Annotated in this window: 24 protein-coding genes, 3 pseudogenes and 1 riboswitch; of the genes and pseudogenes, 12 read left to right on the forward strand and 15 right to left on the reverse strand. The window is 60.6% G+C overall.

What is annotated here, in order from left to right; all coding sequences use genetic code 11:
• Nucleotides 1–19: 19 nt before the first annotated feature.
• On the forward strand, nucleotides 20–1342 hold the full coding sequence (gene rutG, locus RVY89_RS10955) for a pyrimidine utilization transport protein G (RefSeq protein WP_484827823.1): 1323 nt from the start codon (nucleotides 20–22) through the stop codon (nucleotides 1340–1342).
• 106 nt (nucleotides 1343–1448) lie between these two features.
• Here the strand turns inward: rutG and RVY89_RS10960 are convergent, their stop codons facing one another.
• Together RVY89_RS10960 and RVY89_RS10965 are read right to left on the reverse strand one after the other, a co-directional pair.
• The gene (locus tag RVY89_RS10960) at nucleotides 1449–2369 is read right to left on the reverse strand and encodes a DMT family transporter (RefSeq protein WP_484827824.1); all 921 of its coding nucleotides are present in this window, start codon (nucleotides 2367–2369) and stop codon (nucleotides 1449–1451) included.
• Between the two features lie 117 nt (nucleotides 2370–2486).
• Entirely contained in the window at nucleotides 2487–2657 is a 171-nt protein-coding gene (locus tag RVY89_RS10965; protein ID WP_023311077.1) for a con-10 family general stress protein, read from the reverse strand.
• Between the two features lie 390 nt (nucleotides 2658–3047).
• Here RVY89_RS10965 and wrbA point away from each other — a divergent pair, with 390 nt between their 5' ends.
• Nucleotides 3048–3644 carry an NAD(P)H:quinone oxidoreductase gene (wrbA, locus tag RVY89_RS10970; protein WP_023311076.1) on the forward strand — a complete coding sequence of 199 codons (597 nt, stop codon included), beginning with the start codon at nucleotides 3048–3050 and terminating at the stop codon, nucleotides 3642–3644.
• Nucleotides 3645–3664: 20 nt separating this feature from the next.
• On the forward strand, nucleotides 3665–3892 hold the full coding sequence (locus RVY89_RS10975; protein WP_008499832.1) for a YccJ family protein: 228 nt from the start codon (nucleotides 3665–3667) through the stop codon (nucleotides 3890–3892).
• A gap of 33 nt (nucleotides 3893–3925) precedes the next feature.
• Here RVY89_RS10975 and agp read toward each other — a convergent pair whose 3' ends face one another.
• Entirely contained in the window at nucleotides 3926–5167 is a 1242-nt protein-coding gene (gene agp, locus RVY89_RS10980; RefSeq protein WP_484827825.1) for a bifunctional glucose-1-phosphatase/inositol phosphatase, read from the reverse strand.
• Nucleotides 5168–5319: 152 nt separating this feature from the next.
• Here agp and RVY89_RS10985 point away from each other — a divergent pair, with 152 nt between their 5' ends.
• Together RVY89_RS10985 and RVY89_RS10990 are read left to right on the forward strand one after the other, a co-directional pair.
• The gene (locus RVY89_RS10985; protein WP_484827826.1) at nucleotides 5320–5763 is read left to right on the forward strand and encodes a winged helix-turn-helix transcriptional regulator; all 444 of its coding nucleotides are present in this window, start codon (nucleotides 5320–5322) and stop codon (nucleotides 5761–5763) included.
• A 125-nt stretch (nucleotides 5764–5888) separates the two neighbouring features.
• Entirely contained in the window at nucleotides 5889–6683 is a 795-nt protein-coding gene (locus RVY89_RS10990; protein ID WP_484827827.1) for an SDR family NAD(P)-dependent oxidoreductase, read from the forward strand.
• A 1-nt stretch (nucleotide 6684) separates the two neighbouring features.
• Here RVY89_RS10990 and RVY89_RS10995 read toward each other — a convergent pair whose 3' ends face one another.
• Nucleotides 6685–7044 carry a winged helix-turn-helix transcriptional regulator gene (locus tag RVY89_RS10995; RefSeq protein WP_484827828.1) on the reverse strand — a complete coding sequence of 120 codons (360 nt, stop codon included), beginning with the start codon at nucleotides 7042–7044 and terminating at the stop codon, nucleotides 6685–6687.
• A gap of 100 nt (nucleotides 7045–7144) precedes the next feature.
• On the opposite strand from RVY89_RS10995, the gene RVY89_RS11000 reads away from it, so the two are divergent.
• Nucleotides 7145–7894 (forward strand): SDR family oxidoreductase, encoded by a 750-nt coding sequence (locus tag RVY89_RS11000; RefSeq protein ID WP_484827829.1) that lies wholly within the window; start codon nucleotides 7145–7147, stop codon nucleotides 7892–7894.
• Nucleotide 7895: 1 nt separating this feature from the next.
• Here RVY89_RS11000 and RVY89_RS11005 read toward each other — a convergent pair whose 3' ends face one another.
• Nucleotides 7896–8399: a DedA family protein gene (locus tag RVY89_RS11005; RefSeq protein ID WP_484827830.1), complete on the reverse strand. Its 504-nt coding sequence runs from the start codon at nucleotides 8397–8399 to the stop codon at nucleotides 7896–7898.
• Between the two features lie 159 nt (nucleotides 8400–8558).
• Nucleotides 8559–8728: riboswitch (M-box (ykoK) riboswitch) on the forward strand.
• A 60-nt stretch (nucleotides 8729–8788) separates the two neighbouring features.
• On the opposite strand from RVY89_RS11005, the pseudogene RVY89_RS11010 reads away from it, so the two are divergent.
• A pseudogene (locus RVY89_RS11010) lies at nucleotides 8789–9790 on the forward strand (magnesium transporter).
• Nucleotides 9791–9834: 44 nt separating this feature from the next.
• Here the strand turns inward: RVY89_RS11010 and hpxK are convergent.
• The 7 genes and pseudogenes from hpxK to hpxU all read right to left on the reverse strand — a co-directional run bounded on the left by hpxK (nucleotide 9835) and on the right by hpxU (nucleotide 16182).
• The gene (hpxK, locus tag RVY89_RS11015; protein WP_484827831.1) at nucleotides 9835–11073 is read right to left on the reverse strand and encodes an allantoate amidohydrolase; all 1239 of its coding nucleotides are present in this window, start codon (nucleotides 11071–11073) and stop codon (nucleotides 9835–9837) included.
• A complete protein-coding gene (locus RVY89_RS11020; protein ID WP_484827832.1) occupies nucleotides 11070–12311 on the reverse strand; it encodes a pyridoxal-phosphate-dependent aminotransferase family protein in 1242 nt (413 codons plus the stop codon). Before RVY89_RS11020 ends, hpxK begins: the two co-directional genes overlap by 4 nt.
• Before the next feature lie 13 nt (nucleotides 12312–12324).
• Nucleotides 12325–13062, reverse strand: a complete 738-nt coding sequence (locus RVY89_RS11025) for an amino acid ABC transporter ATP-binding protein (RefSeq protein ID WP_311390746.1) — start codon at nucleotides 13060–13062, stop codon at nucleotides 12325–12327.
• The gene (locus RVY89_RS11030; protein WP_049008460.1) at nucleotides 13043–13699 is read right to left on the reverse strand and encodes an amino acid ABC transporter permease; all 657 of its coding nucleotides are present in this window, start codon (nucleotides 13697–13699) and stop codon (nucleotides 13043–13045) included. Before RVY89_RS11030 ends, RVY89_RS11025 begins: the two co-directional genes overlap by 20 nt.
• A complete protein-coding gene (locus RVY89_RS11035; RefSeq protein ID WP_484827833.1) occupies nucleotides 13699–14364 on the reverse strand; it encodes an amino acid ABC transporter permease in 666 nt (221 codons plus the stop codon). Before RVY89_RS11035 ends, RVY89_RS11030 begins: the two co-directional genes overlap by 1 nt.
• Nucleotides 14365–14368: 4 nt before the next feature.
• Nucleotides 14369–15151, reverse strand: a pseudogene (locus RVY89_RS11040) (transporter substrate-binding domain-containing protein).
• Between the two features lie 191 nt (nucleotides 15152–15342).
• Nucleotides 15343–16182 (reverse strand): MurR/RpiR family transcriptional regulator HpxU, encoded by an 840-nt coding sequence (hpxU, locus tag RVY89_RS11045; protein ID WP_484827834.1) that lies wholly within the window; start codon nucleotides 16180–16182, stop codon nucleotides 15343–15345.
• A 142-nt stretch (nucleotides 16183–16324) separates the two neighbouring features.
• On the opposite strand from hpxU, the gene hpxW reads away from it, so the two are divergent.
• Genes hpxW through hpxZ form a run of 4 tightly spaced genes read left to right on the forward strand, consistent with a single transcriptional unit; the run spans nucleotide 16325 to nucleotide 19884 of the window.
• Complete coding sequence (hpxW, locus tag RVY89_RS11050; RefSeq protein ID WP_484827835.1) at nucleotides 16325–17908, forward strand: oxamate amidohydrolase; 1584 nt, start codon at nucleotides 16325–16327, stop codon at nucleotides 17906–17908.
• A 10-nt stretch (nucleotides 17909–17918) separates the two neighbouring features.
• Entirely contained in the window at nucleotides 17919–18107 is a 189-nt protein-coding gene (gene hpxX, locus RVY89_RS11055) for an oxalurate catabolism protein HpxX (protein WP_484827836.1), read from the forward strand.
• Nucleotides 18104–19501, forward strand: coding sequence for an AtzE family amidohydrolase (locus RVY89_RS11060; RefSeq protein WP_484827837.1), 1398 nt, complete (start codon nucleotides 18104–18106; stop codon nucleotides 19499–19501). The genes hpxX and RVY89_RS11060 overlap by 4 nt, the downstream gene beginning before the upstream one ends.
• Nucleotides 19498–19884: an oxalurate catabolism protein HpxZ gene (gene hpxZ, locus RVY89_RS11065; RefSeq protein WP_045354537.1), complete on the forward strand. Its 387-nt coding sequence runs from the start codon at nucleotides 19498–19500 to the stop codon at nucleotides 19882–19884. The genes RVY89_RS11060 and hpxZ overlap by 4 nt, the downstream gene beginning before the upstream one ends.
• A 69-nt stretch (nucleotides 19885–19953) precedes the next feature.
• Here the strand turns inward: hpxZ and puuE are convergent, their stop codons facing one another.
• The 3 genes and pseudogenes from puuE to RVY89_RS11080 all read right to left on the reverse strand — a co-directional run bounded on the left by puuE (nucleotide 19954) and on the right by RVY89_RS11080 (nucleotide 22359).
• The gene (puuE, locus tag RVY89_RS11070) at nucleotides 19954–20853 is read right to left on the reverse strand and encodes an allantoinase PuuE (RefSeq protein ID WP_484827930.1); all 900 of its coding nucleotides are present in this window, start codon (nucleotides 20851–20853) and stop codon (nucleotides 19954–19956) included.
• Nucleotides 20774–21643: pseudogene (locus RVY89_RS11075) on the reverse strand (aspartate/glutamate racemase family protein); the annotation flags it as partial. The gene puuE and the pseudogene RVY89_RS11075, both read right to left, overlap by 80 nt.
• Nucleotides 21643–22359 carry a GntR family transcriptional regulator gene (locus RVY89_RS11080; RefSeq protein WP_484827838.1) on the reverse strand — a complete coding sequence of 239 codons (717 nt, stop codon included), beginning with the start codon at nucleotides 22357–22359 and terminating at the stop codon, nucleotides 21643–21645. The pseudogene RVY89_RS11075 and the gene RVY89_RS11080, both read right to left, overlap by 1 nt.
• Nucleotides 22360–22502: 143 nt before the next feature.
• Between RVY89_RS11080 and RVY89_RS11085 the strand changes: the two genes are divergently transcribed.
• Nucleotides 22503–23999 carry an NCS1 family nucleobase:cation symporter-1 gene (locus RVY89_RS11085; protein WP_484827839.1) on the forward strand — a complete coding sequence of 499 codons (1497 nt, stop codon included), beginning with the start codon at nucleotides 22503–22505 and terminating at the stop codon, nucleotides 23997–23999.
• Nucleotides 24000–24036: the final 37 nt, after the last annotated feature.

The following is a 24036-nucleotide window of genomic DNA, read 5'->3' on the forward strand; positions in this document are numbered from 1 at the left end:
CGCTCTAAGGAGACAGACTATGTTCGGATTTCCCCACTGGCAGTTGAAATCGACCTCCACAGACGCAGGCGTGGTCGCGCCGGATGAACGCCTCCCGCTCGGGCAGACGATGGTGATGGGCGTCCAGCACGCGGTCGCCATGTTTGGCGCTACGGTGCTGATGCCGATGCTGATGGGACTCGATCCCAACCTCTCGATTCTGATGTCCGGTATTGGCACCCTGCTGTTCTTTTTCGTCACCGGCGGGCGCGTGCCCAGCTATCTGGGATCCAGCGCCGCCTTTGTCGGCGTGGTGATCGCCACCACCGGATTTAACGGCCAGGGAATCAACCCCAACCTGAGCGTGGCCCTCGGCGGCATCATTGCCTGTGGTCTGGTGTATACCCTGATTGGTCTGGTGGTGATGAAAATCGGCACGCGCTGGATTGAACGCATGATGCCTCCCGTCGTCACCGGAGCCGTGGTGATGGCGATTGGCCTGAACCTTGCGCCGATTGCGGTGAAAAGCGTCTCCGCCTCGCCGTTTGAAAGCTGGATGGCCGTCGTGACCGTGCTGTGCATCGGCCTGGTGGCGGTGTTTACGCGAGGCATGATCCAGCGGCTGCTGATCCTGGTTGGGCTGATTGTTGCCTGTCTGGCGTATGCCCTGCTGGCGAACGTTTTTGGTCTGGGCAAGCCTGTTGACTTTACGCTGCTTCATCAGGCCGCCTGGTTCGGCCTGCCGAAGGTGACCTCCCCCACCTTTAACGCTCAGGCGATGATGCTCATCGCCCCGGTGGCGGTGATCCTGGTGGCGGAAAACCTGGGCCACCTGAAGGCCGTGGCGGGGATGACCGGACGCAGCATGGATCCGTACATGGGCCGCGCGTTCGTCGGCGACGGGCTGGCGACCATGCTCTCCGGTTCCGTGGGCGGCAGCGGCGTCACCACCTATGCCGAAAACATCGGCGTGATGGCGGTGACCAAAGTCTATTCGACGCTGGTCTTTGTCGCGGCGGCGGTGATGGCGATGCTGCTCGGCTTCTCGCCGAAATTCGGTGCGCTGATCCACACCATTCCGTCACCGGTCATCGGCGGGGCCTCAATCGTGGTGTTTGGGCTGATCGCCGTGGCTGGCGCGCGGATCTGGGTGCAGCATCGGGTCGATCTCAGCCAGAACGGCAACCTGATTATGGTGGCGGTCACGCTGGTACTGGGCGCGGGTGATTTTGCCCTGACGCTGGGCGGGTTTACGATTGGCGGGATTGGCACGGCGACCTTTGGCGCGATCCTGCTTAACGCCCTGCTGAGCCGCCGGAAAGGGGATGAAGCGCAAGCGGAAGCCATCACCCCCTCAACCTGAAATAAGTGCCGCTTTCTTGCCGGGTGACGCTACGCTTACCCGGCCTACATGCCTGTTGTAGGCCCGCGCAAGCGAAGCGACGCCGGGCAAAACGGGCAGCGCGCTGCTAGCGATCTGCCCCTTGTTCTGCGCCCAACCCGGCAATCGCCTTACGTCGTTTTTTTAACTTTAACTCGCTCACCAGCACCCCGGCGACAATAAACGCCGCGCCCACCAGGGCCAGCAGCGGTAAACGTTCCCCGGCGAGCCGCCCGAAAATGCCGGCCCAGACCGGTTCACCGGTGTAAATCACCGTCGCGCGGGTTGGCGATACGCTGCGCTGCGCCCAGTTCATGGTGACCTGAATAATGGCGCTGAAGATTCCCAGCCCCAGTGCGACGACGACCAGACCGGTAGACATCGGCGGCACGGACTCCCCTGCCGGAACCATCGTAGCAAACGCCACCAGCGACGCCGTGGCGAGCTGCACCACCGTCACCCGCTTGACGTCGACCTTGCCCGCCCAGGCGCTAATCAGAATAATTTCCGCCGCAATCGCAACCGCTCCGACGAGGGTGATAATTTCGCCCGGCCCCAGCGCCAGCAGGTTATTTTCCGGCCCGGCCAGTAAGATCAGGCCGATAAACGCCAGCACGATGCCAATACAGGACATCAGCCCCGGCAGCCGCCCCAGGCACAGCCACTGCAGCAGCGGCACCAGGGGCACATACATCGCGGTGATAAACGCGGATTTGCTGCTGGAAATGGTCTGCAATCCCCACGTCTGCAGGCTGTAGCCCATCGCGATCGCCACCCCAATTGCCACGCCGGCCTTAAGCTCTTTCAGCGTCAGCCCCCGCAGCGTTTTAAGCGAAATCAGCCCCACGGCTATCGCCGCCGTCGCAAAGCGCAGACCAACGAAAAAGAACGGATCGCTGAGGGTCACCGCGTACTGGACGGCCAGAAACGTCCCGCCCCAGAACATGGTGATGAGAATCAGGATGGCTTCCTGCGGTTTAACGGAGAATTTGAAGCGTGAGACAGACATGCGGCACTCGCGATTAAGATCAATTCCCTAGTGTGCGTTGCCTTTGGTTACAGTTCAATGTTGCAGAAATAAAAAAACCGCCGGGAGATCCCGGCGGCAGGGGTTCAACCCGGCGTGTTACTTGCTGCTGCCGTGGCTGTTTTTACCCCCTTTCTTGCCAGCTTCAGATGCGCGTTGCGGGTCATTCTTGAAGTTGCCCCCGCTATGCTGGCCACCTTTACGGCCTGCTTCTGATGCTCTTTCACGGTCTTCTGCGAAATTACCTGAACCACCACGATGGTTTGCCATCTCTAACCTCCAGAATGTGAAACATTAGACATCATATTGCATTAAGTAAAAGAGGATTCTTTCACCTCGCAACACAAGGACAGTGCCTTTATCTGTGCCGCGTGAAACTAAGCTTAGTGGACTGAGGCTATCCGGCAAGCCGCAGGTAATATCCTGCAACATGATATCAGTCTTTCGGGTGAGATGACGCGGCGGTGATGCATAAGCCTTTCTTATCATTTCAAAAAACGATGACGTGAAAGTTGTTTCATTTTGCTACAAACCTGTTTACCCACCATATTGTTATAAATCAAAGAAATGCCGTTCGTTTTTGCAGTCTGGCTGTGATGGCATATCTTTAAAAGAACGCAGCGATTCGCTGTCAGAAAAACCAACGAGGAGTGATGCAAAATGGCAAAAGTTCTGGTGCTCTATTATTCCATGTATGGACACATTGAAACCATGGCTCACGCGGTAGCAGAAGGTGCAAACAGGGTTGATGGCGTAGAGGTTGTGGTGAAACGCGTACCGGAAACCATGCAGGCGGAAGCCTTCCTGAAAGCCGGGGGGAAAACGCAAAACGCCCCGGTCGCCACCCCGCAGGAGCTGGCGGATTATGATGCCATTATTTTCGGCACCCCGACCCGCTTCGGCAATATGTCGGGCCAGATGCGTACCTTCCTCGATCAAACCGGCGGGCTTTGGGCATCCGGGGCGCTCTACGGCAAACTCGCCAGCGTATTCAGCTCTACCGGGACCGGAGGCGGTCAGGAGCAGACGATTACCTCAACCTGGACTACTCTTGCTCATCACGGGATGGTGATTGTACCGATTGGCTACGGCGCGCAGGAGCTGTTTGACATTTCCCAGGTGCGTGGCGGTACGCCGTACGGCGCAACCACCATTGCCGGTGGGGATGGCTCACGTCAGCCAAGCAATGAAGAACTGTCTATCGCCCGCTATCAGGGTGAATACGTCGCGGGTCTGGCCAAAAAACTGAACGGCTAACACCCAACAGGAGGACAAGCATGCCAACTCAAGAATCCAAAGCTCACCACGTGGGCGAATGGGCAAGTTTACGCAACACCTCTCCGGAGATTGCCGAAGCTATCTTTGAAGTCGCGAAGTACGATGAAAAGCTGGCCGAGCAGATTTGGGAGGAAGGTAACGATGAGGTGCTGGTGCGCGCCTTCGAAAAAACGGATAAAGACTCGCTCTTCTGGGGCGAGCAAACCATCGAACGTAAAAACGTCTAAGCGTTTCCCCCCGCCTCAGCGGGGGGTTCTCTCTTACTTCGCCGCGTTATTCATCACCGCAATGAATTTATCGACAGGACAGAAGCCGTTCGCATCTACCGGGCAGCCCTTCAGCTCCAGCGTCACGCGCTGCGCAGGCGACTGCAGCGACAGCACGCTGGCATTACGCAATTGCTCTGAGCTCTGGTAGACATACTCAATCTTCATCAGCTCCTGGTTGGCATTTTTGTCATGCCAGCGCTGGAAGACAATCTTGCCGCCAATCGGGGTGCGCTCCTGCTGGTCGTGAAGCTGATACGGTTTGAAATCCAGGGCAGTCAGCAGGGAAGCAATGTTCGAGTCATGCCCCACCAGCAGGGTGATCTTCGGCGCTTTTGCCTGCTCGGTGACCAGCGTTTTATCGATATATTTCACCAGCGGCTTCGCCACGTTTTGCGCCACCTCGGTGGAGGTGAACAGCGAGTCCTGATAGCCGTTCTTCAGCTTCGACAGCACGCGCCACTGCTGGTCGGTTTTGATTTCGCCCCAGGCCACCTGGTCGGCCGGGAAGCCTTCGTAATATTGCAGCGTGAACGCATCCACCAGCGAGTTACCCACCTTCAGCGGCCCGGATACGCCAGGCTCTTTTTCATAGTCGGCGCTGAAGGTATCTTTCGCGTCCGCCAGCGAGCAGACTTTTTTCTCTTTGCAGGACGGCGAGTCGGCGTAGTTCGTCATCTGCTCCAGCAGCTTATAGCTTTCGCCAAGCTGCATTTTCTGCCGTTCCGTCTCCATCGCCTTCAGCGCTTTTTCGCGGAATTCCGGCGAGTTATCGGTAATCACCGGATTGAAGGTCGGATCCATGGTGCCCATTTTTTCCTGATGGTGTACGGGAACGTCGCAGCCCGGGAACGCGCCGGTAATGAAGAACTGTGCGGTGGCGACGGTACGCTGCAGGCTGTTAGCGTAAGCATAAACGCTATCCGCCGCTGGACACTCTCCCGTCTTAACCATCCCCTGCTGCGCCAGCCACTCGCGCATGTAATGACCCATATAGACCTCCAGCACGCCGCCTTTGGTCGTGAGCTGGCCGCCCGGCACCTCCCACTCCGGCCACTGCTTCGGCGTGGACTGCTCCAGAACGCTGCCGTTATTAGCCAGCGGCGCGCGCAGGTTATGGCGACTCATGATTAAAACTTGCTCCAGCTGATACCCTTCCGGCGTCTCTTGCGCCTGCACGCCAAACGTTGCTGAAATGGAACCGGCGACTGCCAGCGCGAGTAGTGCTTTTCTCATCCCTAATTCCTCACTCGTTTTAAAATGTCGCGCTCAGTGTGACAGATTCGTCACAATTTTCCGGGAAGCATTTCTCAAACTGATGATTAACGTGCTTACGGTGTGTACGGATTAGTTTTATAATAAAACCATACCCCACCGGAGAATTCGCTGTGAAACGTACCCGCCTTGAAGAGAGCACCTGCCCCGTCGCCCGTTCGCTGGATATCATCGGCGACTGGTGGTCGCTGCTGATCGTGCGCGACGCGCTGCGCGGGATTAAACGCTTCGGCGAGTTTCAGAAAAGCCTTGGTATCGCAAAAAACATGCTGACCGCGCGGTTAAAACTGCTGGTCGACGAAGGCATCCTCCGGCTTCAGCCCGCGTCCGACGGCAGCGCCTGGCAGGAGTACGTCCTTACCGATAAAGGGCGCGCCCTGCAAACGGTGCTGGTTGCCCTCTCCCAGTGGGGCAATGAATTTTTGTTTGCGGAAAACGAATGCGGCACCGTGCTGGTCGATACCGAACAGCGCAAACCCCTGCGTAAACTGGCGCTTATCGCCGACGATGGGCGCGAACTGACGCCTGAAGAGATCGTGGCAAAACTCCCCTCCTGATCGTTCCCGACGGCAAAAGCACAAAATGATCGCCAATATGGTTGCATTATAAAACCAAATAGCAGAGAGTTAATTCAGTTTCATATTGAAACCAAATAACCCACTTTGCCTTGAGGTAACACACGATGACTACGCAAATCACCACCGCCCTGATTACGGGCGCCTCTTCCGGGATTGGTGCCGTTTATGCCGATCGTCTTGCCGCGCGCGGGGCCAACCTGGTGCTGGTTGCCCGCCGCGAGGATCGCCTGAAAACCCTCGCCGCCGACCTGCGCGCGCGCTATGGCGTGGCCGTCGATATTCTGGTAGCCGATCTCACCGATGAAGCCGGGATCCGCGAGGTGGAAGACGAACTGCGCAGCAATACGGCCATTGATACGCTCGTTAACAACGCGGGCACCGCGCAGATGGCACCGTTCCTCGCGGGCGAGGTGGCGCAGCATCAGGCCATTAACACCCTGAACACCACGGCGCTGATGCGTCTGACCTACGCCATCCTGCCGCGCCTGGCGCAGAATAACCGCGGCACGCTGATCAATATCGCTTCCGTGCTGGCCCTGCACGTCCGGGCGGGCAGCGCGCTCTACAGCGCCACCAAGGCGTGGGTACTGAGCTTTACCCGTGGGTTACAGGAAGAATTTGCCGACAGCAGCGTGCGCATTCAGGCCGTACTGCCCGCCGCCACGGCGACAGAAATCTGGAGCCATTCGGGCGTCACGATGAACGATCTGCCGGAAGGATCGGTGATGACCACCGACGATATGGTGGATGCATCGCTGGCGGGTCTGGATCAGGGTGAACCAATCACCATCCCGCCGATGCATGATGCCGTACTGTGGGATCGCTACGAAGCAGCGCGTCTGGAGCTGTTCAACAGCGCGCGCACCGGTATTCCGGCACCGCGCTACGCAAAACAGTAGCTTAACGCTCAAGCTGGTCGCCGTACTCGCTCATCCAGGCGGCCAGCGGCGAGAGCGCATCCTGCAGAGTTAAGCCCAGCGCGGTGATCTGATACTCCACGCGCGGCGGGATCTCCGGATAGACCGTCCGCGTCACCAGCCCGCGCTGTTCAAACAGGCGCAGCTGCTTCGTCAGCTCTTTCTGGGTGATGGGGGCAGCCGCCCGCAGCAGATCGCCAAAGCGAACGGGCGTATTGAAGACAATCAGGCGATAGAGGATAGGGATCGCCCATTTGCCGGAAATCAGGTTCACAAACTGCGTCATCGGGCAGGTATACGCCTCAGATTTTTTTTCACAGCACTCCTCCTGCATTTCTGCCATAGCACACCTCTTGCCTCGTTAGTATCCATTTGGTACCTGGTTTCCTTTCGATACTAACGTTTCTATAGTGCTTTCTCCAGAGACATTTCAGGAGAAGAACATGGGTCGTTTAACCGATAAATATACGTTGATTACCGGCGGCACCAGCGGTATCGGTCTCGCCACCGCGCAGGCGTTTATCGCCGAAGGGGCGCGCGTCGCCGTGACCGGACGCAACCCGGACACCCTCGCCGAAGCAGAGCGCATTCTGGGCGATAAGGCGTGGGTGATCCCAACCGATGCGGGCGATATCGCGTCGCAAAAAGCGCTGGCGGAAACCCTCGCCGCCCGCTGGCCACGCCTTGACGCGGTCTTCCTTAACGCCGGCGATGTGACGCACGCGCCGCTGGAAGCCTGGCAGGAAGAGGCCTGGGACCGTCTGATGAACATCAACCTGAAGGGACCGTTCTTTTTAATCCAGGCGCTGCTGCCGCTGCTGAACAACCCGTCGTCGGTGATCCTCTGCGGCTCCGTGAGCGCGCGCATCGGCCTGCCCACCAGCAGCGTGTATGCCGCGAGCAAGGCTGCCCTGCTGTCGCTGGCGCGCACGCTGTCGGCGGAGCTGCTGCCGCGCGGGATCCGCGTCAACGGCCTGAGCCCCGGTCCGGTGGAAACCCCGGCGTTTACGAAAACGGGCTTAAGCGACGAGGCGCTTAACGCGATGATGGCGGAGATCGTCAAGCTGGTGCCGCTGGGCAGAATGGGCTCGACGACGGAGCTGGCAAAAGCCGCGCTCTATCTGGCTTCCGACGAGTCGAGCTACACGGTAGGAACGGAACTGCTGGTAGACGGCGGAATGGGGAGTTTGTAACTCAAAAGGCGGTGATGCCGGTGACGATGCTGACATACAGCGCCGCCCATACGCAGGCGGAAAGCAGGCTGACGGCGTAGACCTTTGCTGCATTCAGCCTGAGCATCCCCGCAGCCAGCGGCACGATGTAGCGCAGCACCGCCAGAAAGCGCGACGTAAACAGCACGATGACACCGTTCTTTTGCAGCTGATGCTGTACGCGTAAGAACTTATCGGCATGCTTTGAGGTGAAGCGCGTGACCAGCCGGGTGTGCCCCATCAGCCGGCCGATATGGTAGTTCAGCACCGAACCCGCCGTTGCCCCCAACACCACGGCCAGCCACGACAGCGCAGGATGCATGCTCGCCTGGCTGACGGTAATGCCCGCCAGCAGCATCACCGAGGCGGGCGGCAGCACGGAGGAGATCAGCACCGTCGATTTACTTAGCGCCATCACGAATAACAGCGCGAACAGATGTGCCGGATACAGCGCAAAATGATCCAGCAGATTATCAAACCACGCCATTTGCCCCTCCCCCGTTAATTATTTAATTCTCCATTTAAAGTGAATAACCTTAAATAAACCCTCAACATCTTATTAATAATATTCTCCTAAACCGTTCTTAAACATTTTTTAAATACCTGAGCGGTACCGTTAAATAAGCGTATTATTCCTCTCGTTTTACAACGATCTCGTTATGGCGAGGCTCCTGTACAAATACACGTTATCGCTCTGGTGGGTTCGAGAGAACCGGCACAGGGTAAAACAGGCACTGTCGAATCAAGGCTTTGTCAGTATAACTTCCCTTGCGGGATACGGTGTACAGTGCTGAACCCAGGACGTGGGGATCTCCTCTTCGACATGCCCTGTCTTGCTCGCCCCTGAGAGATTTTATTATTCAAAGGGAATTCACTATGTCTTACGCTATTCACAACCAAAACCAGGCATTCAATGACAGCGCGATCGCGCAATATATGAATACCGATTTTATCGTCCTCGATATTGCATTATGCGTGGCGCTGGCGCGCGAGCAATTCTTCGAAAAATTAAAAGACGATGATATTCCGTCGCATATTTTTATCGAAGACCATGGCCGCCTGGCGGGGATGGTTGCCGTGCGCAAATTGCTTCAGACCGCGGATACGGTGCAGCCGGTGAAATCGCTGATGATTTCGCAGTTTTTGCAGGTCAAACCGGAGGATGAACGTGCCGACGTTGCCGGACTGCTGGCGCACGGCGGCGCGGATGTGGTGCCCGTGGTCACCCACGGCAAGCTCGTCGGCTGCCTGACCGAGCGCGAAATTGCCCATCTGCTGGAAGATGACGTTACCGAAGATGCTCAGCTTCAGGGGGCGACGCTACCGCTGGAAAAACCCTATCTGGACACCAGCCCGTATAGCCTGTGGAAGAAACGCTCCGTCTGGCTGCTGCTGCTGTTTGTCGCCGAAGCCTACACCAGCTCGGTCATTCAGCATTTTGAAGAGGCGCTGGAGTCCGCCATCGCGCTGGCGTTCTTTATTCCGCTGCTGATCGGCACGGGCGGCAACAGCGGGACGCAGATCACCTCCACCCTGGTGCGCGCCATGGCGCTGGGGGAAGTCCGTCTGCGCGACGTTGGCCGCGTGCTGCGTAAAGAGATGACCACGTCGCTGATGATTGCCGCCACGCTGGGTCTGGCCGGGTGCATCCGCGCCTAGATGATGGGAATTGGTCTGGAAATTACGCTCATCGTCAGCCTGACGCTGGTGTGCATTACGCTGTGGAGCGCCATCGTCTCGTCCGTCATTCCAATGGTGCTCAAGCGCTGCGGCATTGACCCGGCGGTCGTCTCCGCGCCGTTTATCGCGACGCTTATCGACGGCACCGGGCTGATTATCTACTTTAAAATCGCGCAATATACGCTGGGTCTGGAGTGATGTGATTTCTTGCCGGGTGGCGCTGCGCTTACCCGGCCTACAATTTAACACGGGCCACCGTCGGCCAGCGCTCTCACCGCCCGCCCAAACGCCTCAATCGCCAGGGCAACATCCTCAGCCATCACCGATTCGGCCGGATGGTGGCTGACCCCGCCCTTACAGCGCAAAAACAGCATCCCCACCGGCCAGCGTTCCGCCAGGGCGATGGTGTCATGCCCGGCGCCGCTGGGCAGGGATAACGAGCGCCCCTGCACCGATTCAACGGCGTCGCCCAGCAGGTGCTGCAAATGCGCATCGCACGGCGTGGCGGCGATCCGGTAAAACTCCTCGGCAGCAAAACTTAACCCGCGACGGGCGGCGATGGCCTGCGCCTGCGCAAGCAGTTCCGCGAGGAGCGCATCAAGCGGGCCATCCTGCGGGCCACGAATATCCAGCGAGAGCGCAACTTCGCCGGGGATGACGTTGACCGCGCCGGGCAGGCAGCGCAGTTCACCGACCGTGGCCACCCGGTTGCCGCCCAGCTGTCGGGTGGTGTTTTCAATCAGAACCATCCATTCGGCGGCGGCGGCCAGGGCATCCTTACGGTGATTCATCGGCACGGTACCCGCATGCCCGGCCTCCCCAGTGAAGCGGCAGCTGAGGCGGCGCGCGCCGTTAATGGCTTCCACCACGCCCAGCGCCAGCCCTTCCTGCTCCAGACACGGCCCCTGTTCGATATGCAGTTCCAGACAGGCGCTGAAATCGTCCTGATGACGCGCCGCGAGCGCCACGCGGGCAGGATCGAGTCCCGCCTGCACCATCGCCTGCGCCACGCTGATGCCCTGAGCATCACACGTCTCCAGCCAGCCCTGCGGCCAGGTGCCGGTGATGCCCCGGCTGCCTAACAGGGTGATCCCAAAACGGGTTCCCTCTTCGTCACCAAAGCCGACAATCTCTATGGCCTGCGCCAGATGCACCCCCTGCTGGTGCAGGCCGTCCACCACTTCGATGGCGGTGAGCACCCCGAGCATGCCATCGTAGCGCCCGGCGTTGCGTACGGTGTCCAGATGCGAGCCGAGCAGCACCGCCTGCGCCCCTTCCTGCGCGCCTTCGTAGCGTCCACAGATATTGCCCACGCTGTCCTGCCAGACGGTCATGCCCGCATGGCGCATCCACTCCCCGACCAGCTGGTTGGCCTGCAGATGCTGCGTGGAGAGATAGACCCGCGTCAGGCCGTCCGGGGTTTCACTGATGGCAGCCAACGCGTCGGCGCGCGCCATCACCCGTTCTGCCGCCGGGCTCATTGCGGCGTCTCGCGACGATAGTGGTCCCACGCGGCCTGCATGGCGGCACCCTGCGTGGTGGTGAATTTGAGGTAATTCAGCACCGACTCCAGCGCGCTCAGGGTGGTCATCACGCAGTCCTTGCGCGCGTTGTAGCCCATGGTGCCAATGCGCCAAACCTTGCCGTGCAGCGGGCCAAACGAGGTGCCGATTTCAATCCCGAAATCCTCCAGCATCAGCTTACGCACCTGGTCACCGTTGATGCCCTGCGGAATGACCACGCCCAGCACGTTGTTCATCTTGTGCTTCAGATCGCCAAAGGTCTCCAGCCCCATCGCCTGAATGCCCTTCAGCAGCGCATCGCCGTGCAGCTTATGACGCGCGATGCCGTTATCCAGCCCTTCCTGCAGGATGAGCCGCGCGCATTCGCGGGCGCCAAACAGCGCGGTGGTCGCTTCGGTGTGGTGGTTCAGGCGTTCCGGCCCCCAGTAGTCCATCACCATGCCGAGATCGAAGTAGTTGGAGTAGATCATCTCCTCGTCGCCGTCGCGATGGGCGTCGGTGCGGATGCCCTCCTCCACGCACTTGCGGCGGCGGATCGCCTCTTCCATCCGCGCGCTCAGGGTGATCGGCGAGGTACCCGACGGCCCCCCGAGGCACTTCTGCATCCCGGCCGAGACGGCATCCAGCCCCCAGGCGTCGGTCTCCAGCGCGTTGCCGCCGAGCGACGCGGTGGCGTCGGTATAAAACAGCACGTCGTAGCGACGACAGATGGCACCCAGCTCCGCGAGCGGCTGCAGCATGGTGGTGGAGGTATCGCCCTGCACGGTCAACAGCAGGCGCGGACGAATACGCTTAATCGCATCCTCCACCTGGTCCGGGGTGAACACCTCGCCCCACAGCACCTCGATGGTATGCACCTCCGCGCGGCAGCGGCGGGCAATTTCGCACAGCAGATGACCAAAGCGGCCAAAGACCGGCACCAGCACCTTATCTCCCGGGCGAATGGCGGAGACCAGAATGGCTTCAATCCCCGCGCGGGATGTACCGTCTACCAGCATCGTCCAGCGGTTCTCGGTGCGGAATACGCCGCGATAGAGCGCCATCACCTCGTTCATGTAGTGGGTCATGGCCGGATCGTACTGGCCGATCAGCTGGCTCGACATGGCGCGCAGCACGCGCGGGTCGGCGTTAATCGGGCCCGGCCCCATCAGCAGGCGCTGCGGCGGGTTGATTTGCGGAAAATGTGCGATATCCATTGTTAAGTCCTTATCAGTTGAGGCCGCGCACGGAGGAGATGAACTGCTTCAGTTCCGTGGTCTGCGGGTTGGCGAACAGCGTTTTGCTGTCGCCCTGCTCCCAGACTTTCCCCTGGTGCATAAACACCACGCGGTCGCCCACTTCGCGGGCAAAATTCATTTCATGGGTAACCAGTATGAGCGTCATCCCCTCGGCCGCCAGCTGCTCCAGCACCTTGAGCACTTCGCCTACCAGCTCCGGGTCGAGCGCGGAGGTAATCTCGTCGCAGAGTAACACTTTCGGCGACATGGCCAGCGCACGGGCAATCGCCACGCGCTGCTGCTGGCCGCCCGACAGGCTCGACGGGTAGTAATCAAGACGATCGCCGAGGCCAACCTTCTCCAGCATCTGCTGCGCCAGCGCCCGGCATTCGGCGGCGCTTTTTTTCAGCACCCGACGCGGGGCGAGCATCACGTTTTCCAGCGCCGTCATGTGCGGGAACAGGTTGAAGCTCTGGAACACCATCCCGATCGAGCGGCTGATTTCGCGCGCCTGAGAATCCCGGTCGGTAATGGTCATGCCGCCCAGCTTGATGCTGCCGTCCTGATAGCCTTCCAGTCCGTTGATGCAGCGCAGCAGCGTGCTTTTGCCCGATCCGCTGCGCCCGATAATGGAGATCACCTGGCCCATGTCGATATCCAGATCGACGCCCTTGAGCACGTGGTTATCGCCGTAGTACTTCTGCACCTGATTAATGGTGATGAGAGGCATTGAATTTCGTCTCCAGATAGCGGCTGTAGCGCGACAGCGGATAACACAGAATAAAGTAGCCGAGCGCCACCAGCGCAAAGACCTTAAACGGCTGATACGTCACGTTGGTCAGCATGGTCCCGGCCTTGGTCAGCTCGATAAAGCCGATAATCGACGCCAGCGCGGTGCCTTTTATCACCTGCACGGCAAAGCCGACCGTCGGCGCAATGCCGATGCGCAGCGCCTGCGGCGCGACGACGCGAAACAGGGTCTGGCCAAAGGTCAGCCCCAGACAGCGCGAGGCTTCCCACTGCCCTTTTGGCAGCGCGCGAATGCTGCCAAACCAGATATCGAGCAGGAACGCGCTGGTGTAGAAGGTTAACGCCAGCGAGGCGGCGGTCCACGGCGAGACGTCAATGCCGAACAGCGCCACGCCGAAGAAGGCCAGAAACAACTGCATCAGCAGCGGCGTGCCCTGAAACAGCTCAATATAGCCGCGGATGATGCGCTTCACCGTGCGCCCGCCCGTCAGGCGCAGCAGCAGCAGAGGCAGGGTCACCACCGCGCCGCCGACAAACGCCACCAGCGACAGCAGCACCGTCCAGCGCCCGGCCAGCAGCAGGTTGCGAATAATGTCCCAGTCGGTAAAGGTGGTCATCATGCCTGCACCCCCAGCCATTTTCGTCCCGCCGCCATCATCAGCTGGCGCAGGGTAATCGACAGCGCCAAGTAAATCCCGGTTGTCACCAGATAAACCTCAAAGCTCAAAAACGTTCTGGACTGGATCAGGTTGGCGGCGAAGGTCAGCTCTTCATAGGAGACCTGCGACACCACCGACGAGCCGAGCATCACGATAATGCACTGGCTCACCAGCGCCGGGTAAATGCGCTGCAGCGCGGGCGGCAGCACCACGCGGATAAAGGTCTGCAGGCGGGTCAGCCCCAGCACGCGTCCGGCTTCCCACTGCCCTTTCGGCGTGACCTGTATGCCCGCGCGGATAATTTCGGTGCTGTACGCACCCAGGTTCACCACCATGGCCAGCAGCGCCGCTTCCCCCGCCGTCATCTTCAACCCGAGATTCGGCAGGCCGAAGACGATGAAAAACAGCTGCACCACAAACGGCGTGTTGCGGATGATCTCCACGTAGCCGCCCCAGATCCGGCTGAACCAGGTTGTGCGTCCGCTGCGGATCGCCGCTCCGAAAATCCCTATCGCCAGCCCGCCGACGGTCGCCATCACCGTCAGCTGAACGGTGACCCACAGCCCCGCCAGCAGCTCCGGCCAGTACGGCCAGAGGGCTGAAAAATCAAGTTGCTCAGTCATCGGCTCAGGCGCCAAGGTTTGCCGGCAGCGGGGCCTTCAGCCATTGCTCGGACAGGCCGTTCAGCGTGCCGTCCTTGATGCCCTGCTCAATCAGCGCATCCACTTTTGCCTTCAGGGCCGGTTCGTTTTTCTTCAGGCCAATAAAGCACGGCGAATCTTTCAGCATAAAGCTCGGCACAGGGGCTTTATCCGCGTTCTGGCGCGAAATGGCCGCTACCACGAGGTTGCCGGTCGCCACGTACTGCACCTGGCCGGAAAGATATGCCTACAGTGTGGTGTTGTTATCTTCGTAGCGTTTCACGTCCGCGTCTTTCGGCGCCAGGCCGGTCAGCACCATGTCCTCCACCGCCCCGCGCGTCACGCCGATAGTTTTTCCGCTGAGCGCGGCGGCGTCCTTCAGTTCAGCCCCTTTCGGACCAAACACGCCGAGGAAGAACGGCGCGTAGGCGCGGCTGAAGTCGATCACCTTCTCGCGCTCCGGGTTTTTACCGAGGCTGGAAATGACCAGGTCCACCTTATCGGTTTGCAGGTACGGCACGCGGTTGGCGCTGGTCACCGGCACCAGCTGCAGCTTGAGCTTCATCTGTTTAGCCAGATAGCGCGCCATATCGATGTCATAACCCTGCGGCTGCAGATCGGTCCCCACCGAGCCAAACGGCGGGAAATCCTGCGGAACGGCAATGCGGATAGTGCCGCGCTTCTCGATATCCTGAAGCTGGTCAGCCTTGGCCGGCAGCTGTGTGAAGAGGCATGCGGCCCCGGCCAGTGCAATCAACAATTTTTTCATGGTGCTTCCCCGTAACGTTAACATGAAACAAAAGATTCTTTGAATGTGATTTTGCAACTAATGTGCCAGATAAGGCGAAGCGGGAAATATTGTTGTGAAGCCTGATAAAACGCGGACGGGGCGTAAATGATCTCCATTTATGCCCCGTCTGGTTGCACCATTTCAATGCAAAGCACCAGCCTGATGCCCCATTATCGCTGTTCGAGCTCGTCCAGCTGCTGGTAGAGGGAGGCAATCTCGTGAATGCGCGGACGGCCTTTATCAAGAATTTCATGCAGGAAGGCGTTCGCCAGCAGGTTGATCAGGCTGTTGACCGACGAATAGCTATCATAGGCGGAGACGCTGTCCAGCGGGGCGCAAAGCTGCCAGCTCGCCAGCGGGAACAGGCTGTGCGCCTGCGGCTCGCACATCAACAGCACCGGAATACCGCTGCTCTGAAGCTGCTGCATCAGCGGGCGAATGATGCGCGGGCGACGGCGGAAGGCCATCATCACCACCAGATCGTCCGGCGTTAAATCCACCAGCTCTTCGCCCAGGCTCTGCCCCGGCTGCGGCAGGACCAGCACCTGCCCGCGCGCCTGCAGCAGCTGCTGGCGCAGGTGGAGCGCCGCCGGATAGGCGTTACGCATGCCGATAATCACGATCCGCCGCGCCTTCACCATGCAGGCCATGGCGTCGGCAAACTGCTGTGCGTCGAGGGCATTAACCCACTGGGTCAGGTTCGCCATCTCCTGCTTGTAGTGGCGCGCCAGCAGCGTGTTGCCCTGTACCGCGTCGCGATTATCGGTGAGCGGCATCCCGCTCTGGCGAAGGGTGCGCAGCTCTTCGCGCATGTCCTTATATTTCTCATAGCCCAGCCGCTTAAACAGACGGCTGACCGTAGCTTTCGACACCCCGCTCAGCTGCGCCAGCTCGGCGCTGTTGTAGCTAATGAGGTCGTCAAAATGGTCGAAAATAAAATCCGCCACCCGCTGCTCCTGCGGCGACAGCGACGGGTATTGTACTTTCAGACGTTCATCCAGTTGTTCCATAGCGCCTCTGTAACTTTTGTTTCATCACATTTTGCCTTTGATTCTACCTTTCATTATACGTGCCAGTTTACTGAAACTTTTCTTTCAGAACTGGAACAGCTTTTGCAGCACCTTGTGACTTTCAGGGTTACGAGGACTCTTCATGCAAAGTAATGTCTCCACACACGGTATGGCGGTTGCGCCCCACCACCTCGCCAGCCAGAGCGCGCTGGCCGTGCTGCGCGAAGGCGGCAGCGCTATCGAAGCGATGGTCGCGGCGGCGGCCACCATCGCCGTAGTCTATCCGCATATGAACGGGCTGGGCGGCGACGGCTTCTGGCTTATCGTGCCGCCGGAAGGCGATCCCATCGCCATTGATGCCAGCGGCGCGGCGGGATCGCGCGCGACGCTGGCCGCTTACGACGGGCTCACGCAGATCCCCCATCGCGGCCCCCGTGCGGCGCTGACCGTCGCCGGAACCGTCAGCGGCTGGGACGAGGCACTGAAGGTCTCGCGCGAGATGACCGGCAAGGCGCTGCCGCTGGCCCGCCTGCTGGCCGACGCCATTGACTATGCGCAGAACGGCACGCCGGTCACGGCCTCTCAGGCCCACGCCACGGCCAGCAAGTTCGACGAGCTGAAGGACGTTCCCGGCTTCGCGGAAACCTGGCTGGTGGATGGTAAGCCACCAGAGGTCGGCAGCCGCTTTTATCAACCGGCCATGGCGTCCACTCTTACGCGCCTGGTTGAAGACGGTCTGGACAGCTTTTACCGCGGCCCGCTGGCGGACGTGCTGGCGCACGGCATGGAGACGCTGGATCTCCCCGTGACGCTGGCCGATCTCAATGCCCACGCCGCCCGACGCACCGCGCCGCTGAAGCTAAAGCATCAGCAGGGGGAGATCTTTAACCACGCCCCACCGACGCAGGGGCTGGTCTCGCTGGCGATACTCGGCATCACCGACCGCCTGAATATGGCGGAGGCCGACGACGCCGAAACCCTGCACCGCATTGTGGAAGCCACCAAGCTGGCCTTTGGCCTGCGCGATGCCCACATCACCGACCCGCGCGCGCTAAAAACCGATATTCAGAGTCTGCTGGATCCCGCCGCTCTGCAGGCGCTTGCCGACAGGGTTGACGACGGACGCGCCGCGCCGTGGGGCACCGGAAAAGGCCCCGGCGATACGGTGTGGATGGGAGTAATGGACAGCAGCGGGCTTGCCGTATCGTTTATCCAGAGTATCTATCACGAGTTCGGCAGCGGCGTGGTGCTGCCCGATACCGGCATCGTCTGGCAGAACCGCGGCGCATCGTTCAGCCTCGATCCCGCCCATCTTCTGGCCCTCGCGCCGGGCAAACAGCCATTCCATACCCTGAACCCGGCGGCGGCACGTCTGAAGGACGGACGCGTGATGGTCTACGGATCGATGGGCGGCGACGGGCAGCCGCAAACCCAGGCCGCGTTCTTTACCCGCTACGCGATTCAGAACGTGCCTTTACAGGAAAGTATTTCCCGCCCGCGCTGGCTGCTGGGACGTACATGGGGACAAACCTCGGACACGTTAAAGCTGGAAGGACGCTTTACCGCTGAGACGGTCTCACGGCTTCAGGCACTCGGACATGAGGTAGAAATATTCCCTGACTTCAGTGAAGCGATGGGCCACGCGGGCGCGATTGTCCGCCACCCCAACGGGCTGTTTGAAGGGGCATTTGACCCGCGCAGCAACGGCGCGGCCGCCGGATTCTGAGGAGAAAAAAATGATGACACACCAACCCGACTGGCAGGCGTATCTGGCGCAAATGGAAACCGTGCTCGGCGTGACGCTGGACGACGCCCGCCGCGCCGAGCTGCAGCTGCAGTTCAGCCGCATAGCAACTATGGCCGCCCCGCTGATGGCGCTGCCGCTCGACGACCGTCTGGAGATCGCAGGAGTGTATAAAGCATGAGGCTAAACGAGATGAGTATCAGCGCGATCCAGCAGGCGCTGAGCGCGGGAGAGCTGAGCGCTCGCGAGATTGCCCGGCAGACGCTGGAGGGGATTGCGCGCGTTAACCCGCAGATCGGCGCCTGGACCACCGTAACGGAAGCACGCATGCTCGCCGAAGCCGACAATATCGATACCCTGCGACGGGAAAAGCGTCCGCTGCCGCCGCTGGCGGGCGTGCCTTATGCGGTTAAAAATCTGTTCGACGTTGCCGGTCACACCACCCTCGCCGGGGCCGAGCTGTTCAGCCAGCGCCCTGCCGCGGCCGCTGATAGCTTTGCGGTGCGCCAGCTGCGCAGCGCGGGCGGGCTGCTGACTGGGATGGTGAATATGGACGCCTACGCCTACGGCTTTACCACCGAAAACAGCCACTACGGCACGACGCGTAACCCGCACGACCTGGCGCGCATTGCGGGCGGATCGTCCGGCGGTTCAGCCGCCGCCGTGGCCGCCGGGCTGGTGCACTTTTCGCTCGGCACCGACACCAACGGCTCAATCCGCGTTCCGGCCTCCCTGTGCGGTATCTATGGCCTGAAGCCCACCTTTGGCCGCCTGTCGCGATCCGGCAGCCATCCGTTTGTCCCGAGTCTGGATCATATCGGCCCCTTTGCCCGCCGCGTGTGCGACCTGGCGTCCGTATACGACGCGCTGCAGGGGCGGGACAGCAGCGACGGTTTTCAGGCAGAGAGCTCGCGCGAACAGACGCGCCCCCTGCTCGATCGCGGGCTTGACGGCCTGCGCTGCGCGGTGCTCGGCGGCTACTTCACCACCTGGTGCGACGCCCAGGCCAGAGACGCCGTGGCGCGGGTGGCGAAGGCGCTCGACGTGCAGGATGAGCTGCAGTTCCCGGACGCCGAGCTGGCGCGTTCGGCGGCGTTTATCATCAGCGCCTCGGAAGGGGGAAACCAGTACCTGCCCGCGCTTCGCCGCGAGCCCGAGCGTTTTGAGCCGCACTCCCGCGAACGACTGCTGGCCGGGGCGATGATCCCCTCCGCCTGGTACATCCAGGCCCAGCGGTTCCGCGCGCACGCCCGGCAGGCGTTCAAAACCCTGTTCGCGCAGGCCGACGTGCTGATCGCCGCGGCAACCCCGCGCAGCGCCACGCTGGCGGGTGAGCAGACCATGGAGATTAACGGCCAGCAGCTTCCCATTCGCGCCAGCATGGGGATGCTGACCCAGCCAATTTCGTTTTTGGGCCTGCCGGTGGCCACCGTTCCGCTGCGCACCGCTCAGGGGGCGCCGATTGGCCTGCAGCTGATTGCCGCGCCGTTTAACGAGCAGGCCTGCCTGCGCGTCGCGCGGGTTCTGGAAGAGAGCGGCATCACCGATGCCCGTCCGGCGGAGATAGCAGCATGATGAATCACGATGACATTAACCTCCCGTGGGTGGTTGCCGAGGTGACGGCCGCGTTTTACCGCTATGAGGACGCGCTGGTGAGCAACAACGTTGCGGTGCTGGACGAGCTGTTCTGGCACGACAAAAACACGGTGCGTCTCGGAGCGGGTGAAAACCTGTACGGGATTGATGAAATCCGCGCCTTTCGTGCGGCGCGCCCCGCAGCCGGGCTGCAGCGGACGCTGCGCCACACCGTGATTACCACCTTCGGGGAAGATTATGCCGTGTGCAGCACCGAGTTTACCCGCGAGGGGACGGAACGCATTGGCCGCCAGCAGCAGACGTGGGTGCGGTTTGCCTACGGGTGGCGCATTGTTGCGGCGCAGGTGAGTTTGATGTCGTAATGTCACCGGGAATACGACGTCCTGTAGGCCGGGTAAGGCACAGCCGCCACCCGGCAAAACACGTCTCAATTACTTCTGAAACGGATGCACCTCTCGCCAGTGGTCGGCAATCTGCTGGCGGGTACAGACCCATACCCGCTCGTGCTGCTGCACATAATCGAGGAACCGCTGCAGCGCGCGAAAACGCCCCGGCCGCCCCAGCAGGCGGCAGTGCATGCCGATGGACATCATCTTCGGCGCGCTTTCTCCCTCTTCGTACAGCACGTCAAAACTGTCCTTCAGATACGTATAAAACTGCTCGGCGGTGTTAAACCCCTGCGCGGTCGCGAAGCGCATGTCGTTCGCATCCAGCGTATACGGCACAATGAGGTGCGGTTTACGGGAGCCGTCGCTGCAGGCCACCTCCGTCCAGAAGGGCAAATCATCGCCGTAATAGTCGCTGTCGTAGTCGAAGCCGCCGTGCTCTACCACCAGCTGGCGGGTGTTGGGGCTGTCGCGCCCGGTGTACCAGCCCGCTGGCGGCTTGCCAAACAGGTCGGTCAGGACGTGCACCGCCTTGTGCAGGTGTTCGCGCTCCTGGCTGATGTCCATATTCTGATAGTGGATCCATCGCCAGCCGTGGCTCACCACGTCATAATCCGCCGCCTTGATTGCCTCGACGATCTCCGGGTGACGCGCCAGCGCCATCGCCACGCCGAAGACCGTGAGCGGCAGGCTGCGCTTTTGAAATTCACTGTGGATCCGCCAGAACCCGGCGCGGCTGCCGTATTCGTAGAGGGAGTCCATCGACATGTGTTTGTCCGGGTAGCTGGCCGCGCCGATGATGTCCGACAGGAACTGCTCGGATCCGGCATCGCCGTGCAGAACGTGGTTTTCTGCCCCTTCTTCGTAATTGAGCACAAACTGCACGGCGATGCGCGCCTGATTCGGCCACCGCGCGTGCGGCGGGTTGCCCGCGTAGCCGCGCAGATCCCGCGGATAATCCTGTTCAAAAAGCCCCATTGCCACCCCCAAAAAATTAAAATGGATTCAATGCCTGAAAATGCCCGCTTAACGATTTGTTCTCCGGGAACGCCAGATCCCCGTGCTTGCTGGTCGACAGCCCCAGCGCCACCAGCGATTCCACCATCTTCACCGCCGCGCTGACGCCGTCGATCACCGGCACGCGCAGCTCGCGGGTCAGCTCCTGCGCCAGCGTCGCCATGCCGCCGCAGCCCAGCACGATGGCGCCACAGCCATCCTCTTTCAGCGCCTGTATACAGCGCGCGCGCACTTTCTCCTGCGCCAGACCGCTGCCGTCTTCCAGCGCCAGTACCGGGAGGTCAATGGCGTGCAGCGCCGCGCAATGGTCCTGAAAGCCATACTGGTGCAGCAGATGACGGGCAATAATCAGCGTGCGCGGCAGCGTAGTGACCACCGAAAAGCGCGTCGCGACCAGCGTCGCCATATGCATGGCGGCTTCGGCGATGCCGATAACCGGCCCCTGCGCCAGCTCGCGCGCCGCCAGCAGGCCCGGATCGCCAAAGCAGGCGATCACGTGACCGTCCACTCCCTGCTCCCTGCCTTTTTTGATCTGTTCCAGCACACCGACGGCGGCGATGGCCTCATCAAAGTGGCCTTCTATAGACGGCACGCCCGCGCTTGGGCAGACTGCGAGGATCTCCGTCCCCGGCGCCGCCACCGCGCGGGCCGCCGCGCCGATGGTTTCCGTCATGGCGAGGCTGGTGTTGGGGTTGATCACTTGTATACAGACAGACATTACGACTCCTTGTGGCCGGCAAACAGCCGGGCAAAATCAGGCAGGCACTCGCCCGCCCGCTCGAAGCAGAGGCTGGCGACGATATGTTCAAAATGGTGCATGAGGGCATCGCTTAGCGGTTCAAGCGCCTTCTGGCGCAGCAGATCCACAAGCTGCTCGTGATCGTTGCAGCGGCAGCCCTGACGCCACGGCGCGCCCCAGGTGGCAATCACCAGCGAGGAACGCTGGCTCAGGCTGGTCACCATCTCAGTGAGCACCTGGTTTCCGGAGATGGCCTGCAGCTGAATGTGGAAACTGGCGGAGTAGCGAATCGCCGCCGGGCCGTCATAGTCCTCGTGCGCCTGCTGCTCCTGGCGAATAATGGCCTCCAGCGCGGCAAGATGCGGCGGCTGGCAGTGCGCCAGCACGTCCGGCAGGTTGGCCACCTCCAGCAGCGCGCGGGTGCGGAAGATGTGCTGCGCCTCTTCCACCGTCGGGCTGGCGACGTGTGCACCACGCTTGGGCGTTAAGGTGACCATTTGCACAGCGGCGAGTCGCTGCAGCACCTTACGGATGCCCGTGCGGCTCACGCCAAACACCTCTGCCAGCGCCTCTTCCGGCAGTTTGCTCCCCGGCAGCAGCTGATGTTCAACAATTGCGGTCATCAGCGCCTGAAAAATCGATTCATCTTTGTCATGCAGGTCTGGCGCGGTCTGCAGGGCGTTTATGTTGTTCATTCACCACTCCGTTTTTACTTTTCGTTATCGAATCGTATACATAAAAATAAAATATTGCATACAAGATTTATTATTTTGGCCTGGATCCTGCAACACCGTTTGCACTCCCACTCAACGGGTTTTCATTCACAGGAGCAGGTTTCATGCCAAACAGTCAAAACGCGCAGCAGGGTACGGCCGCTGATTCCGGTGCGGTTTACAGCCCACGTCTTTGCAATGAGGATCTGGCACCGACGCGTGACCAGAACTGGAGCTGGTACAACATCTTTTCGTTCTGGATGTCGGACGTTCACAGCATGGGGGGTTATGTTGTCGCCGCGAGCTTCTTTACGCTCGGGCTGGCAAGCTGGCAGGTGCTGCTCTGCCTGCTGGTGGGGATTTGCATCGTGCAGCTGTGCGCCAACCTGGTGGCCAAACCGAGCCAGATGGCGGGCGTGCCGTACGCGGTGATAAGCCGTCAGGCGTTTGGCGTCTTCGGGGCCAATATTCCGGCGGTGATCCGCGGGCTGATTGCCTTCGCGTGGTACGGTATTCAGACCTATCTCGCCGCCAACGCGCTGATGCTCGTGGCGCTGAAGTTCTGGCCGTCGCTCTCTTCGCTCACTACCGGCGCATTCCTGGGCCTGTCGCATCTGGGCTGGATCTGCTTTGCCATTATGTGGGTCCTGCAGGCGATGGTCTTCTGGCACGGCATGAGCGCCATCAAGCGCTTTATTGATATCGCCGGTCCGGCGGTCTACGTGGTGATGCTGGCCCTCGCCGGCTGGATTGTATACAAGACAGGTTTTGACGGGATCTCCTTTACCCTCGCCAGCAAATCCCTGAGCGCGGGCGAGCAGACCTGGCAGATGATCACCGCCACGGCGCTGGTGGTCTCCTACTTCTCCGGTCCGCTGCTCAACTTTGGCGATTTCTCCCGCTACGGCAAAAGCATGGGTGAGATCCGCCGCGGCAACCGCTGGGGGCTGCCGTTTAACTTCCTGCTGTTCTCCATCGTCACCGTGGTGATTGTCTCCGGCACCCAGTCGCTGTTTGGCCGCATGATCACCGACCCGATTGAGACCGTCAGCCGCGTGGGCAACGATCTGGCCGTGGCGATTGGCCTGCTGACGATGATCACCGCCACCATCGGGATCAACATCGTGGCGAACTTCGTCTCCCCGGCGTTTGATTTCTCTAACTGCTCGCCGCAGAAAATCAGCTTCCGCACCGGGGGGATGATTGCCGCCGTCGGCTCGATCCTGCTCACCCCGTGGAACCTGTTCAACTCGCCGGAGCTTATCCATTACACCCTGGACGTGCTCGGGGCATTTATCGGCCCGCTGTTCGGCATTCTGATCGCCGATTTCTACCTGATTAAACGCGGCAAGGTTTCGGTCGACGATCTGTTTGACGACACGCCTAAGGGCAAATACTGGTACCGCAACGGCTTTAACCCGAAAGCCATTGGGGCGCTGATCCCGTCCGTTGCCGTGGGCCTGGTCATTAGCTTTATCCCGGCCCTGCATGAGGTGGCAAACTTCAGCTGGTTTATCGGCGTCTTACTCGGCGGCGTCACCTACCGCTGGCTGGCGCGGGAAGAGCGCGAGACGGCAGCCGCGACGTCGTTTGGCTCCCGCGTGGCGACGCAAAAAGAGTAACCCCTTCCCTCTGGCCGCAGCTTATCTGCGGCCCGTT

It is taken from the genome of Enterobacter sp. 3U4, assembly GCF_057224565.1.

What these genes read in the sequence shown, in the direction of transcription:
- rutG (WP_484827823.1), top strand. Translation starts at nt 20, where the DNA reads ATGTTCGGATTTCCCCACTGGCAGTTGAAATCGACCTCCACAGACGCA.
- RVY89_RS10960 (WP_484827824.1), bottom strand. Translation starts at nt 2,369, where the DNA reads ATGTCTGTCTCACGCTTCAAATTCTCCGTTAAACCGCAGGAAGCCATC.
- RVY89_RS10965 (WP_023311077.1), bottom strand. Translation starts at nt 2,657, where the DNA reads ATGGCAAACCATCGTGGTGGTTCAGGTAATTTCGCAGAAGACCGTGAA.
- wrbA (WP_023311076.1), top strand. Translation starts at nt 3,048, where the DNA reads ATGGCAAAAGTTCTGGTGCTCTATTATTCCATGTATGGACACATTGAA.
- RVY89_RS10975 (WP_008499832.1), top strand. Translation starts at nt 3,665, where the DNA reads ATGCCAACTCAAGAATCCAAAGCTCACCACGTGGGCGAATGGGCAAGT.
- agp (WP_484827825.1), bottom strand. Translation starts at nt 5,167, where the DNA reads ATGAGAAAAGCACTACTCGCGCTGGCAGTCGCCGGTTCCATTTCAGCA.
- RVY89_RS10990 (WP_484827827.1), top strand. Translation starts at nt 5,889, where the DNA reads ATGACTACGCAAATCACCACCGCCCTGATTACGGGCGCCTCTTCCGGG.
- RVY89_RS10995 (WP_484827828.1), bottom strand. Translation starts at nt 7,044, where the DNA reads ATGGCAGAAATGCAGGAGGAGTGCTGTGAAAAAAAATCTGAGGCGTAT.
- RVY89_RS11000 (WP_484827829.1), top strand. Translation starts at nt 7,145, where the DNA reads ATGGGTCGTTTAACCGATAAATATACGTTGATTACCGGCGGCACCAGC.
- RVY89_RS11005 (WP_484827830.1), bottom strand. Translation starts at nt 8,399, where the DNA reads ATGGCGTGGTTTGATAATCTGCTGGATCATTTTGCGCTGTATCCGGCA.
- hpxK (WP_484827831.1), bottom strand. Translation starts at nt 11,073, where the DNA reads ATGAGCCCGGCGGCAGAACGGGTGATGGCGCGCGCCGACGCGTTGGCT.
- RVY89_RS11020 (WP_484827832.1), bottom strand. Translation starts at nt 12,311, where the DNA reads ATGGATATCGCACATTTTCCGCAAATCAACCCGCCGCAGCGCCTGCTG.
- RVY89_RS11025 (WP_311390746.1), bottom strand. Translation starts at nt 13,062, where the DNA reads ATGCCTCTCATCACCATTAATCAGGTGCAGAAGTACTACGGCGATAAC.
- RVY89_RS11030 (WP_049008460.1), bottom strand. Translation starts at nt 13,699, where the DNA reads ATGACCACCTTTACCGACTGGGACATTATTCGCAACCTGCTGCTGGCC.
- RVY89_RS11035 (WP_484827833.1), bottom strand. Translation starts at nt 14,364, where the DNA reads ATGACTGAGCAACTTGATTTTTCAGCCCTCTGGCCGTACTGGCCGGAG.
- hpxU (WP_484827834.1), bottom strand. Translation starts at nt 16,182, where the DNA reads ATGGAACAACTGGATGAACGTCTGAAAGTACAATACCCGTCGCTGTCG.
- hpxW (WP_484827835.1), top strand. Translation starts at nt 16,325, where the DNA reads ATGCAAAGTAATGTCTCCACACACGGTATGGCGGTTGCGCCCCACCAC.
- hpxX (WP_484827836.1), top strand. Translation starts at nt 17,919, where the DNA reads ATGATGACACACCAACCCGACTGGCAGGCGTATCTGGCGCAAATGGAA.
- RVY89_RS11060 (WP_484827837.1), top strand. Translation starts at nt 18,104, where the DNA reads ATGAGGCTAAACGAGATGAGTATCAGCGCGATCCAGCAGGCGCTGAGC.
- hpxZ (WP_045354537.1), top strand. Translation starts at nt 19,498, where the DNA reads ATGATGAATCACGATGACATTAACCTCCCGTGGGTGGTTGCCGAGGTG.
- RVY89_RS11080 (WP_484827838.1), bottom strand. Translation starts at nt 22,359, where the DNA reads ATGAACAACATAAACGCCCTGCAGACCGCGCCAGACCTGCATGACAAA.
- RVY89_RS11085 (WP_484827839.1), top strand. Translation starts at nt 22,503, where the DNA reads ATGCCAAACAGTCAAAACGCGCAGCAGGGTACGGCCGCTGATTCCGGT.